Origin of the sequence: Brevibacillus sp. NRRL NRS-603, assembly GCF_003013445.1 — a bacterium.
Lineage (GTDB): Bacteria > Bacillota > Bacilli > Brevibacillales > Brevibacillaceae > Brevibacillus > Brevibacillus formosus.
The window spans coordinates 37,842-50,523 of sequence record NZ_PXZN01000007.1; the positions used below are offsets into that span (position 1 = coordinate 37,842).

The 12,682-nt window shown below is 48.2% G+C and carries 13 protein-coding genes, 1 pseudogene and 1 riboswitch; of the genes and pseudogenes, 10 read left to right on the forward strand and 4 right to left on the reverse strand.

Going from position 1 to position 12,682, the window contains the following annotated elements; genetic code table 11:
• The first annotated feature begins 42 nt into the window (after positions 1 to 42).
• The 3 genes from C7R94_RS03035 to C7R94_RS03045 all read left to right on the forward strand — a co-directional run bounded on the left by C7R94_RS03035 (position 43) and on the right by C7R94_RS03045 (position 2,717).
• Entirely contained in the window at positions 43 to 609 is a 567-nt protein-coding gene (locus C7R94_RS03035) for a hypothetical protein (RefSeq protein ID WP_106778421.1), read from the forward strand.
• Positions 610 to 703: 94 nt separating this feature from the next.
• The gene (locus C7R94_RS03040) at positions 704 to 1,267 is read left to right on the forward strand and encodes a biotin transporter BioY (RefSeq protein WP_047073662.1); all 564 of its coding nucleotides are present in this window, start codon (positions 704 to 706) and stop codon (positions 1,265 to 1,267) included.
• A 109-nt stretch (positions 1,268 to 1,376) separates the two neighbouring features.
• Complete coding sequence (locus tag C7R94_RS03045) at positions 1,377 to 2,717, forward strand: cytochrome P450 (protein WP_106778422.1); 1,341 nt, start codon at positions 1,377 to 1,379, stop codon at positions 2,715 to 2,717.
• Between the two features lie 190 nt (positions 2,718 to 2,907).
• Here the strand turns inward: C7R94_RS03045 and C7R94_RS03050 are convergent, their stop codons facing one another.
• The 3 genes and pseudogenes from C7R94_RS03050 to C7R94_RS03060 all read right to left on the reverse strand — a co-directional run bounded on the left by C7R94_RS03050 (position 2,908) and on the right by C7R94_RS03060 (position 5,750).
• Positions 2,908 to 4,293, reverse strand: coding sequence for a sensor histidine kinase (locus C7R94_RS03050; RefSeq protein ID WP_106778423.1), 1,386 nt, complete (start codon positions 4,291 to 4,293; stop codon positions 2,908 to 2,910).
• Positions 4,294 to 5,014: pseudogene (locus C7R94_RS30935) on the reverse strand (response regulator transcription factor).
• A gap of 214 nt (positions 5,015 to 5,228) precedes the next feature.
• Entirely contained in the window at positions 5,229 to 5,750 is a 522-nt protein-coding gene (locus C7R94_RS03060) for a C40 family peptidase (protein ID WP_047073670.1), read from the reverse strand.
• Positions 5,751 to 5,754: 4 nt separating this feature from the next.
• Positions 5,755 to 5,894, reverse strand: a riboswitch (cyclic di-AMP (ydaO/yuaA leader).
• A 318-nt stretch (positions 5,895 to 6,212) separates the two neighbouring features.
• Between C7R94_RS03060 and C7R94_RS03065 the strand changes: the two genes are divergently transcribed.
• The 7 genes from C7R94_RS03065 to prpE all read left to right on the forward strand — a co-directional run bounded on the left by C7R94_RS03065 (position 6,213) and on the right by prpE (position 11,756).
• Positions 6,213 to 6,617: a LiaF transmembrane domain-containing protein gene (locus tag C7R94_RS03065; RefSeq protein ID WP_047073672.1), complete on the forward strand. Its 405-nt coding sequence runs from the start codon at positions 6,213 to 6,215 to the stop codon at positions 6,615 to 6,617.
• Positions 6,618 to 6,681: 64 nt separating this feature from the next.
• A complete protein-coding gene (locus tag C7R94_RS03070; protein WP_106778424.1) occupies positions 6,682 to 7,377 on the forward strand; it encodes a PspA/IM30 family protein in 696 nt (231 codons plus the stop codon).
• A gap of 94 nt (positions 7,378 to 7,471) precedes the next feature.
• Entirely contained in the window at positions 7,472 to 8,050 is a 579-nt protein-coding gene (locus C7R94_RS03075) for a class I SAM-dependent methyltransferase (protein ID WP_047073675.1), read from the forward strand.
• 14 nt (positions 8,051 to 8,064) lie between these two features.
• Positions 8,065 to 8,955 carry a cell wall-active antibiotics response protein LiaF gene (gene liaF / locus C7R94_RS03080; protein WP_047073677.1) on the forward strand — a complete coding sequence of 297 codons (891 nt, stop codon included), beginning with the start codon at positions 8,065 to 8,067 and terminating at the stop codon, positions 8,953 to 8,955.
• A 13-nt stretch (positions 8,956 to 8,968) separates the two neighbouring features.
• Positions 8,969 to 10,117 carry a HAMP domain-containing sensor histidine kinase gene (locus tag C7R94_RS03085; protein ID WP_047073679.1) on the forward strand — a complete coding sequence of 383 codons (1,149 nt, stop codon included), beginning with the start codon at positions 8,969 to 8,971 and terminating at the stop codon, positions 10,115 to 10,117.
• A 7-nt stretch (positions 10,118 to 10,124) separates the two neighbouring features.
• Positions 10,125 to 10,754: a response regulator gene (locus tag C7R94_RS03090; protein ID WP_007721557.1), complete on the forward strand. Its 630-nt coding sequence runs from the start codon at positions 10,125 to 10,127 to the stop codon at positions 10,752 to 10,754.
• Between the two features lie 177 nt (positions 10,755 to 10,931).
• Entirely contained in the window at positions 10,932 to 11,756 is an 825-nt protein-coding gene (prpE, locus tag C7R94_RS03095) for a bis(5'-nucleosyl)-tetraphosphatase PrpE (RefSeq protein WP_106778425.1), read from the forward strand.
• A 14-nt stretch (positions 11,757 to 11,770) separates the two neighbouring features.
• On the opposite strand, the gene C7R94_RS03100 is transcribed toward prpE, so the two are convergent.
• Complete coding sequence (locus C7R94_RS03100) at positions 11,771 to 12,559, reverse strand: N-acetylmuramoyl-L-alanine amidase family protein (protein ID WP_106778426.1); 789 nt, start codon at positions 12,557 to 12,559, stop codon at positions 11,771 to 11,773.
• Between the last annotated feature and the right edge of the window lie 123 nt (positions 12,560 to 12,682).

Below are 12,682 nucleotides of genomic sequence, written 5' to 3' on the forward strand. Positions count from 1 at the left end.
TAAAAGAAAGGGCCCGAATGCCTGGGAAAAGGAGGGCGCGAGATGTTTCATCCGCTTGTTTTTGACAATATCAGGGTTGTGTTGGAAGGTGCGGTATACGACCGAGACTTCGAAGGGGCAATCACGATTACGAACCGTTCGGATGTCATGGATATGGCGACGTTCCATCGACAGTTTCAGATTGAGTTCAAGCTGGCTGATCAACATGATCATGCTGTCCGCGCTGAGATGCAGCTTCGTACCCAGTTAGCGGATATTGCAGCCGAGCAGCTAGAACAGCCGTTGACAGATCATATCGGATGTACGATTTGCATTCATTTTTATTTGCAGATGGAAAATTACAGAGATGTGCCCGCAGAAGCGAAAGAAATCACATCGATTCTCAATGACATCTGGGGGCAACGACCGTACATTACACAGAAAGTATCGGCAACGCTTGAGGAACATCGAATCGATTGGCCGCCGAAGCAGATAACCAATCAGGTGACGCTGGACTTCCATCGGAAAATTGATGAAGGCAACATCGATGACTTGAACGAATTAATCGATCATACGGTTCAGTCACTTCAAAAGCTGCAGCTATACATGGTTCAACAAGCAAAAAGGTAAGCCGACAGAACGGGGATTTACAAAAGGGCAGATGCGTATTATTATTTTGTTAACCTTATAACATTTTTAGTTAACAAAACGGAGGCTAGTACGCATGAGAAACGAACGCTTAAGATGGCTGTTGCTCTCTGCCATTTTTGCTGCAATGACAGCGGTATTGTCACAGGTGACGATTCCTTTGCCGTTGATTCCGATTACTGCGCAGACGTTAGCAGTAGGACTGACGGCGACCATTTTGGGAAGACGATACGGGACACTGGCCCTGGTTATTTACGTTTTGCTCGGTGCAGTCGGATTGCCCGTATTCAGCGAGGCGAAAGGCGGATTGCAAGTATTGGTCGGGAAATCCGGCGGGTACATATTTGGGTTTATTGCAACCGCTTATGTGACCGGACTCTACTTGGAGAAAACAAGATTCAACCTGAAAAATGCCATTATTGCCAATATCATTGGCATGTTTGTCACACTCGCTTTTGGTACTGTACAGCTCAAATACGTCATGGACATTCCTTGGGATACCGCTGTCGCTTTTGGTGTAACTCCTTTCCTCATTGTAGGGGTTGTCAAAGCAGTTCTGGCTTCTCTGATCGGCATCAAGGTACGCGAACGACTGATTGCTTCTCGTCTGTTGCGCACAGATCAACCTGTTACACGATAAACAAAAAATTTCGTAAGCCATCCGAAGTTCGGGTGGCTTTTTTTCGCATAATCTCCTATTCGTGCCGGATACTATCGGTAGGATTTTGCATGTAAAAAGGAGGAGACGCATGAATATCACGACCACTGGCCCAAAAGGTCTTCCAATCTCAGGGAACTTGATGGCGTTTCGCCGCTCGCCGCTTCAATTCATCCGCGACGCTGCAAAAGAGCATGGAGAAGTCGTCCATTTTCGCTTCGGTCCTTCCCGCCATATTTATCTGTTAACGAATCCGGATCACATCAAAGAGGTTTTGGTCAGCAAACAGGCGCATTTTCGAAAAGGGAAAGGACTACAGGTTGCGCGAGCTGTTGTAGGAGATGGAATTCTTACCAGTGAAGGAAAAAAGCATTTGCGACAACGGCGGCTTATGCAGCCAGCTTTTCATAGAGAACGTATCGCCAGCTACGGAGACGTGATGGTCCGGCAAGCAGTTGATCTCATGTCGGATTGGAAAACCGGGGAGCTGCGCGATATTCACTCGGACATGATGAAAGTAACGCTGGCGATTATTACGGAGACGATGTTTGGCAAAACCGTCAAGGAAGGCGCCGATCAGATTGGACATGCCATCGATGTCGGTTTGAAATATGTGGCAAACAAAGGCTCCTCTTTTATCGACATTCCTTTGTCCGTACCTACCAAAAGCAATCGGGAGTTCCTGGAGTCGAGTGAGCTGCTGGACAAAACGATTTACTCTTTGATCGAAGCTCGGCGTAATAGTGAAGGAGAAGAGCACAAGGACTTGCTGGGGATGCTTTTGGCGGCGCGTGATGAAGATGATGGGGAAGGAATGACAGACGAGCAGGTGCGCGACGAGGTCATGACCATTTTTGTAGCTGGCCATGAGACAACTGCGAATACGATGTCGTGGATTTTCTATTTGCTGGCTACTCATCCCGAGGTGGAGAAAAAGCTGCATGACGAGCTGTCGACGGTGCTGTGTGAAAAGCTGCCGACAGTCGAGGATCTTCCACAGCTGAAGTATACGAATCTCATTGTACAGGAAACGCTGAGGCTCTATCCTGCGGCATGGACGATTAACCGGGAAGTAGTAGATGAGGTTGAGATCGGCGGTCATACGTACAAGCCTGGGGAAACACTGATGATGAGCCAATATGTCATGCACCGTGATCCACGCTATTATGAGCAGGCTGAACAATTCATTCCAGAGCGTTTTGACAGCGACCTTTTAAAAAGAAATCCAACCTATGCTTATTTCCCGTTTGGTGGCGGGCCGCGTGTTTGTATCGGGAATAACTTTGCTTTGATGGAGGCAGCTTTGCTACTGGCGACGATTGCACAGCGATATCGACTACGACTGGCTGAACCGAACCAGGTAGTGGAACCCGAGCCGTTGGTCACCTTGCGTCCCAAGAACGGACTGCCGATGCGTCTGGAGAAAATATAGAAAAAAATGGAAATAGAGAACAAAAAAAGAGGCATCTTATCACTACGGTTTCGCCGATTGTGTCAGATACCGAACTGGGGGTTATTTATCACTGAAAGCAACATGCTTACAAAAATTATTTTACTAGTAAAATATAAAGAAATAATTAACTGAGAATAAATCTATATAAAGTAAGGGTAGCTTGTGAAAGCTACCCGTGGAAGAAGGGGATGGTGAAGGAGAAACTGCTTCCCATTCCCAATTCACTGTTTACCATCAGATCTCCGCCGTGAAGCCGGACGATGCTCTTGCAAATTGTTAAGCCTAAGCCTGTACCGCCACTGTTGCGATTTCGTGATTTTTCCGCCCGATAAAACTTGGTGAAAATCTTCGGCAAGTCTTCAGAGGCGATTCCTTCTCCTTTGTCGATTACAGTAAAAAGGACATGTCCTTCTCGTTGATCACAAGTAAGGTAAATGGAGCCATCCGGTTTGTTGTAGTGAATGGCGTTGTTCAACAAATTTTCCATGACACGGCGCAGCTTGGTCTCATCCGCTTCGATGTGCAGTTCATTGGAGATACGCAGCTTCCATTGAAAGGTAAGGCCTGCCTCTTTGATTCTTGGCAAATAGTCCTCAATGATTCCTCTCAAGAAGCCTTTGACATGAATGCGGTTAATGTTGAGTCGGACTTCGGAGCTTTGGGTGGTGAAGTCCTGCAACTCATCTAGCAGCTTTTCCAAGTCCGTCGTTTTTAGCTCGATTTTGCTCATCTGTTTCTGTATTTTGGTCATATCCGTCACACGACCGGAGCCGATATATGACGCATATCCTTTAATCGTGGTGAGAGGTGTGCGGAAGTCGTGGGCGATCGAAGCAATCATTTCGGCCTGTCTTTCTTCCGCTAGACGAAGCTCATCCACCATTTCCCCGAAATATCGAAAGAGTTCCCCAAATTCATCATGCGATCGATACGTAAATGTAACCAGCCGCTTTCCTTCCTGGATTTCTTGGGTGACGCGCGATAATTCGTTCACGGGGCGCAGTATCCAGCGAACGAACAAAGCGAGCAGAACCAATCCCACCAGACTGATGCTTCCGTAAATAAACCAAAGCATCATGGAAACCCCTGTCGTCTCCATCATATCGTAATCATCTGTGTAGAAATAAACAACGATCTCTCCTGTACGTGGTGGCTCCTGCTGAAAATGGTACTCAGCTACGACTTTGAGGTCACTTTGTTTGAAAGAATCGCCACGGTTTGATGAGGAGGGAGAAGGCATTTTCAAATTATAGGCGCGTGATGTTTTGCTGTAGATGGTGTTTCCATTGGCATCCTTCACGAGCATGCGATACATCACGTCGTCTGGCAACTGCTTTTCAAGCTCCAAGCGTTCGATTGGGTCCTTGAAATTACTGACGAGAAGCAGTTGATTGAGCATGACCTTTTCTGCGGCATCCTTCTCAGCCTGGTACTGGTTATGCCGATCATTTTTGAGTTGAGCGACAATAATGTCTTGAAAAACAAATTTAAACAACAAGATGTTGAGTGTGATCAAGGCAATGAAGGAGAGCAAAACTTTATTGCGTAAGCTCATTTAAAGCTTCTCCCCGATAAATACGTAGCCTGTCCCCCATTGTGTTTTAATGAACTGACGTTCTGTTTCCAGCTTTTCTCGGAGGTTTTTGATATGGACGGTCACTGTATTGAGCGAGCCATAACCATATCCCCCAGACGCGGTCATAAATTTGCTCTCTAGTAAAGACGATGCCCGCATTTTCTGCGAGGAAGGTGAGCAGTTGAAATTCTTTGGTAGAGAGCTCAATTTTTTGATTACATACATAAACGGAATACGTTTCTTTATGAATTTCCAGGTCCTTGAATTTCAAAACTGTAATCGGAGAAGAAGCTGTTTCCTTCTCAGGCTGCTCTTCGGTATGCTTGCGAATGCGCTCATAGCGACGAAGGTGGGCACGAATGCGAGCGAGCAGCTCTTCTGTATCAAAGGGCTTCGTGATGTAATCGTCTGCGCCGATTTCGAAGCCGACTACCTTATCTACCGCTTTTCCTTTTGCACTGAGAAACAGTATAGGTAAATCCCACTCACGGCGAATTTGGGAGCAGAGCTCGTAGCCACTCATGTTGGGCATCATAATATCCAAAAGGATCAGGTTGGGACGCTCTCCTCGGCTGAGCAGCGAGAGTGCATCTTCTCCGCTCTCTGCGGAGGAAACGGTGAAGCCCTCGTTCTCCAAAATGTCTTCTAGCAGTTCAATAATCTCCAGATTGTCATCGACAATTAAAATGTGATCTTTCACCGGAACAACCCCCAGTTACTTCTATTAATAAGGAATACCATTCAAAGAATGGGTCTTGTCTATCATAACATGCTTTCACCTGATCAGGGGAAGAAACCCCGTAAGTTATTAAGTTGTTCTAATATGTGAGGGTACCTCTTTAGACCAGGTACTAAATTTCGTCAGAAAAAGCCAGAGACGTAGTGTCCCTGGCTCTTATTATTTTGCCGAATGACTATTTTTGAGCTGGTTTTTCCGGCAACGATGCAGCTTGCACCGCTTTTTCCTTTTTCGGAGTTTCTGCTTTCGCTAGAACAGGAACGCTGAGACGCTTGGCGCCTACATACCGCTTGCTCCAGTAGTATGGATCGTTCAACTTGGTGTTGACGACTCCACGACCAGATTCCGAGTGCACGAATGTGCCGTCTCCAATGTAGATACCCACGTGAGAAATGCTGCGGCCGTTCGTATTGAAGAATACGAGATCGCCTGGCTGCAAATCTTTTCTGGCTACCTCTGTACCTAATTCGTACTGGGAAGCAGAATTGTGAGGCAGGTCTACACCTAACGCATCAAATACGTAGCGCGTGAAACCGGAGCAGTCAAAGCCCTTTTTGGACGAGCCGGAAGATTTGTAAGGGGTACCGTACAAGTCGCTGACTACTTCATGGAGAGAATTCTCCTCAGCAGCCTGTGCAGCGCCTGCCCCCATAGCAAGCAATCCAGCCATAAATAAAGATAAAACGACCTTGCGCAAAAGAAACTGCTCCCTTCGTGAGCCTACGAGGTTAGCTGAAGGGTTCGGTCGAAAGGACGCCCTAGGCTGCTAGGAGTAGCAACCATTCACCCCAAAAACGTGGTTCCCCCGTTTCCGCCAAGCGGAATTCGGCTATTTTTCGATGTTTTTTTACACGCACTCTTACGAAGATTCTACTTCAGTCCTGTTTTTCCTTCTTTTTATCTGTTCGTTCACATATTCGTCACATAAATACCGTCAAATGCTGTAACGTTTTCGTTCGACAGTGCAAGCCGCTTTTCGACCCGGGCTGGTTCTGCCTTACGGGACAGCTCGTCCGATTAGGGCAGGAAATTGTCTCCGTCCAGGGACGGAGGGAAAAACCAACCGCACGCCCGTTATGGGAAGCCTATACCGAGGGCTACAATAAGGGCATAACGTTCCACAAGCACCACATGCAAAACGAATGGAGGTAAGCGAGTAATGAGCGAACGGTCTGGCAAAGTTCTACTCGGGCTGGTTCTGCTGCTAGTCGGTGGGTTGGTTCTTCTAGATCTGGTGGGTATCGATATCGGAGACTTGCTCGGGTTCATCATTCCCGGTGTGATCATGATATACGGTGCCAAAAAGATCATGGGACAAACCGGTTCACGTTTTTGGGGAATCCTAGTCTTCCTGTTCGGGTTCCTGATGTTGATTGGCAAGCTTGACCTACTGTTTCACGCGCTTCTGGCCATTGGGGTGATTTATCTGGGATATCGCTTACTGCGTCCCAGCCAAGAACCTAAACAAGCGCCACCTGCTTGGGAGCGTGAATGGGCCCAAAAAGTATTAAAGGAAGATACGCTGGACACTTGGGAGAGAAATGTAAGAAGACGCCCACAGTAACGCCTATGTCGCAAGAGTCTTTTGGATGAACAATATGATGTGATATGATGAGGAGGAAAAAATAATGAGTATCTTTAAACGTTTGCGTGACCTGACAGTAGCTTCGGTGAATGATGCATTGGATTCGATGGAAGATCCGGTAGTGATGCTGAATCAATATATGCGTGACATGGAAGTAGAAATCGGACAAGTTGAAGTAGCGGTTGCCCGTCAGGTTGCACTGGAGAAGAAATTCCGTCAGCAATTGGACGAAGCCAATGCCCTGATCGAAAAACGCGATCGTCAAGTCAAGCTCGCCTTGACTGAGGGAGAAGACGAGTTGGCACGTCGAGCACTCGCTGACAAGAAGCAGTACGAAGGCCGTGCAGCGGAATATGAAACTCTCTACCTGTCAGCATCCGAGGCAGCTGCGCAAATGCGCGAGAAGCTGGCTGAGCTGAAGGAAGAGTTCTATAAAATGCGTGCGAAAAAGTTCACATTGATGGCACGTGCACAAGTAGCTCGTACACAAAAGCAGGTCAATCAAGCAGTTGTCGGTATCGGCAATCAGTCCGCAGGCCGTGGCTTCGCCCGCATGGAGGAAAAAGTCATGCGCATGGAAGCAGAAGCGCAAATGAGTGGGCAATGGCGCCAAACGAACCGCGCTTGGGAAAACGCTTTGTCTGAACTGGAAAAGGATGATCTCGATGCAGAACTTGCCAGCATCAAAGCATCCATTAATGAAGTGAAAACACCGGTAGCCAAACCAGTACAATCCTAATCCAACAGGAACTGGGGGACAAGGTGTAGAATAGATTGTGTCAATTCGGCAGCCTGTGTACATCAGGCTGCTTTTCCCCTAGGAGGTACGATTCTTGCAAGACTTCTTGGTCTTTTTGCGCCGGTTTATCGCTGAGCCTGGACGCGTCGGTAGTATAATCCCCAGCTCTCGTTTTTTATGTGAGCAAATGTTGAAAAGCGTCGATTGGGCTTCAACCGATGTGATCCTGGAGCTGGGACCTGGTACAGGGGCATTTACCCAAACGATCTATCAGCGCTTGCGTCCCGGCACACAGTACGTGCTCGTGGAACGAGATTCCCAATTTCGCTCTATGCTTCAATCACGTTTTCCCGATCTTTCTATCAGGGAGGAAGCGACTAAACTTAGGTCTTACTTGGAGGAGCAGGACCTTGCAGGTGCAGATGTCATTATCTCAGGTCTGCCATTCGCCAATTTTCCTCAAGAGCTGCGGGCAGCAATTCTGGACGAAGTTCAATCTGTACTGAAGCCAGGGGGCCTATTTATTACATTCCAATATTCGCTACAACTCCAGGCTGAGTTGCAGGATCGTTTTTCCCGGGTCAAGATCGACTTTACCCTGTTGAACATTCCGCCTGCATTCATCTATACATGTCGTAATGGTCAAAGTGAAAACGATCAGCATGGGGCGTGAGAGAGGAGACTTTTGTGAAACTGTCCCGTTTGCACAAAATGTTGGCTGGTGTCCTGATTATTTTTACGGGAATCGGTCTTTTGTTAGACAGTTTGGGTATCATTTCATTCGGTCTGTTTGATTTGTGGCCGATGGTGCTTATTTATTTTGGCCTTCGTTTGTGGGGGCAGAAAAATCGGATTGGCGGAGGGATTCTATTCTCCCTGGGGACCATCATCGCGATGGATATGTGGTTTGGTGTCGGGATTGATGATTTGTTCCAGATTGCAGTACCAATCGTGTTTATTTATTTCGGGTTTCAGTTGATTCGGGGCAAGAACAGCCGACGAGATAACCGTGTGAATCAACCATTGGGCGAGAGTGGGACCCCATCTGCTGCGGAGACGATTTTCACTAGTGATGCGAGTGTCCCGAATGACGTGAACGTTTCAACAGCGGAACGCCCTTGGGTAGACAGCTGGAACAAATGGAAGCATGTTGGTGGCAAAATTCCTCATCACGAAAGGATGTCTTCATCACCTGACGACATGTTGCCAAAAGATTCCCGCAGTTCTCTGATTGGGGATTATCACCTGACCTCCGGGCGTTTTGAACTGAATCATTTGCATGTCTGGCATGGAATCGGGGATGTTGTGATTGATCTATCCCGGGCAGTGTTGATGCGGGATGAAGCGGTTCTTGTTGTAGAGGGCTGGGTAGGAGATGTGACGATTTATGTGCCGGTCGATCTTCCTGTATCGGTAACGGCAGGGTTGAGTATTGGTGACCTGGAGGTGCTAAGCCACCGTCAGGGAGGTATCAACCGCAGCGTTAAGATTCGTTCTGATCAGTATGATGAAGCATTGCAAAAAGTAAACTTGCATATCTCGCTGCTTGTCGGCGATATAAAAGTCAAGTACATCTAGGAGGTACTGGCGGATGCGTCGACAGCGATTGGCAAGTATTCAGTGGCAATACGTGCGCTATGGCATGTTACTGGCCGTCAGTGCAGTTACTGCCGCGTTTATTTGTTTCTTTTGGCTATACTTTCTCTGGAGAGATCACCCCGGGATTCATCGGTGGTACAACGAAATAATCAGCGACCGCAACCTCGTGTGGTGGCTTGCAGAATATATAGGCATCAATCTGCCCGCTGATCCAGAGGGCTTGATTCAGCTTGCTGCTTTTGTTGTTTCTTTGCCTGCAGGTGTCTTAGTGGCATTGATCATTTCCTATATCATCGGCAATTTATTGAAAAAGAGACTCAGTGTACTGTGGGAAGCTGCCATGAAGCTCGGGCGCGGGATGCTGTCGTATCGGGTTCCCGAATTGGGCGTCGATGAAGTTGGCGAATTAGGATGGCAGATCAATCGCTTGGCTTCGCAATGGGAAGAGCAAGTAGCTTCCTTGCAGCGGCTGTCGAACCACAATGCGGCTCTGGCAGAACAATTGAAGCATGCAGCGGTAACAGAGGAGCGACAGAGATTGGCAAGAGAACTGCATGACGCAGTCAGCCAGCAGCTGTTCGCCATCGCCATGACGACTGCGGCGATGAAGCGGCTTGTAGAAAAGAATCCTCAACGTGCAGCCCAGCAGATTGAATTGGTCGAAGAGATGGCAGCAGCTGCACAAGCGGAGATGAGAGCATTGCTTTTGCATCTTCGCCCGGCTACGTTACAAAACAAGTCATTAAAGGAAGCCATTCTGGAACTTTTAGATGAGCTGACGCGTAAAAATACCATGCAGCTGACGTGGGAGATCGAAGACGTCGAAGGCTTGCCGAGTGGAATTGAGGATCATTTGTTCCGCATTTTGCAGGAGTCCTTGTCCAATACATTGCGGCATGCCAGAGCTACCCAGATTACAGTAAAGCTGTTTACGCTGCAAGAGCAGGTTCGCCTGCGAGTAACGGATGACGGTGTTGGCTTTGATCCGGATGGGGAGAAAATGACGTCCTACGGTTTACGCAGCATGCAGGAGCGTGTAGCAGAGGTCGGAGGCTCCATGGAGATTTACTCGGCAATTGGGAAGGGGACGCAAATTGAGGTGCGTATTCCTCTAATGTCACAGACGGAACGGGAAGGGTGAAGGCTCGGTGATTCGGGTACTACTGGTAGATGATCACGAAATGGTTCGGATGGGTCTGGCTGCTTATTTGTCTACAGAGGACGATATCGAAGTCGTAGCAGAGGCAGGCAGTGGAGAAGAAGGGGTGCGGATGACGCAAGAGCTGCGCCCGGATGTCGTTTTGATGGATTTAGTCATGGAAGGCATCGGCGGTGTGGAAGCGACTCGGCGTATTCGTGAAAGCTGTCCATCCAGTAAGGTTATTGTCTTGACTAGCTTTATTGATGACGAAAAGGTATATCCGGTCATTGAAGCGGGGGCATTCAGCTACTTGCTAAAGACCTCGCGTGCAGCCGAGATTGCAAAGGCAATTCGCTCTGCTGCGGCGGGTGAGCCAGTTTTGGAATCGAGGGTAGCAGGAAAAATCATGGCCCGTTTCCGTCACGGTCAAGAGTCCCATCCCCATGAGCAACTGACGCCGCGCGAGCTGGAGGTTTTGAAGCTGATCGGTCAGGGCAAGTCCAACCAAGAGATTGCTGATGAGCTCATTATCGGGATCAAAACGGTCAAGACTCATGTCAGCAACATTCTTGCCAAGCTGAACGTGGAGGATCGAACGCAAGCGGCCATTTACGTGCATACGCATAGCTTAGGCTAATCACATAGCACCGTTTTATAGGTAACCGCGCCAAAAAGCTCCTCAGTAAATATAGGGGCTCTTTCGCGCGTTTACTTGTTTAAACAGTTTTCTTGTACCCAAACCGTGAGTTTTTTTCGAAGATGTGGTAAAGATAGTAAGTAACGAATGAGAGATAACGGAAAGGAGGGACGAGCTATGAGGCACAAACCTCAAACACGCTCCAAGGTGCTTTCGGCTGACAATGGTGTAGATATCGTTGGCGATGTTCACGGCTGTTACGACGAATTTATAGAATTGCTCAAACGCTTGGGATATGAACAAACCCCAGACGGTACATATCGCCATCCCCACGGCCGAAAGCTCCTTTCCCTCGGTGATATCACGAGTCGTGGACCTTACTCAATCAAAATGCTGCAATTTTTTCACCAACATGTCACGGCAGGCCTGGCTGAGATGGTAGATAGTAACCACGGGTGGAAAGTAGCTCGCTGGTTGGATGGTAGACCGGTGACATTGGCTCACGGAGATGAAAAAGTAGAAGAGGAGATTCGGCTGTATCAGCAAGAATACGGACCGAAGAAGGCCTCCTTACTGCGTGAGCAGAGTCGTAGATTGCTATTTTCTTCTCCTTCTCACATGATCATCAAACAAAATGAAAAAATAGTAGCGGTCGCCGTTCATGCGGGGATTCGCGATGATTACATAGGGATGGATTCGCCTGCGGTCTACACGTTTTGCCGATATGGTGATGTGGCAGGGACGGGACCGGATGGGCGTCCGATCCGCAGAGAATGGGCAAAAGAACGAAAAGTGACTTCGCCCATAATCGTATGGGGACATGATCCGCATCCAGAACCAAAAAGAAAAAATGGCACCATCAACATCGACCAAGGATGTGTGTTCGGCGGAATGTTAACCGCCTACCGCTATCCAGAGGACGAATTGGTGAGTGTGCCAGCAAAAAGAAACTATTCGGGCTTAACGGATACGCCGCTTACCCGTTTTAAGGCAAATGATTAAACGAAGAAGTTACGTTACGGTTTGAGCTTTTCGAATAAACGCTTCAGGATGACAGCATGTGCCCAGAGCGGCAGAGGTTGGTCAGGCTGCTGACGCCATTGTTCGTCTGTTAAAAAGCCTTGATCATACAGCCAGTTGACGGCTTCCTGCTTCCAGTCAGGAACATTCCCTCCGCCGTTTCCAGGGGAAGTGGTTGGAGCAAGGGTCGGTGCTGCAGTAGGTTTTGGTGTGGAAGTAGGAGCCGTAGGGGGCTGGTAGGGAAGTTTAGCATACGTGCAAAATGCCCGGACTACGCCTTCTGCGAGATCTCGCCAATCCTGCTGTAGTTTATTTGCGTCCAAAGCATTGTCGGCAAAGCCATACTCGACGATTACCGTCTCCACGCTGCCAGTCTCCCGGTGCATGAAGTAGTAATCGAGCCGCGGATTATCTGGCAGTGTCCGCGTAAAAATGCGTCGATTCGGCATCCCTTCCGCTGCCAGGGCATCCTGGATCAATTGGGGAAAGGTTGGGGAGCCGTAAATCGAGTAAAGGACCTCGGAGCCTCGGCCGCCACCTGAGTTAATATGGTTGGATATACAGTACCGAGCACCGCTGTTTCGAACCAGAGCAGTACGTGCCTCACTTGTCAAGGTCACATCGGTTTTCCGTGTGATCGCGACAGGAATATTTAGGGCCAAAAAGCGATTATATTGATAGAGCGATATTTGCAAATTCATATCTTTCTCGGTAAATTGCGCGTTGTTGCCTCCGCCAGGATCGCTGCCACCGTGTCCAGCGTCCAGAATTACAATTGGAGTCATGGTTGTTTCACCTCTTGCTATTAGAATATGCTTGAGACAAAGATATGGTTGAGGGCAGTGTTCTCATTTTCCAAGTTTTCTAATCACAATTTACAGAAGATAGCTCAACTATGGTACAATAAA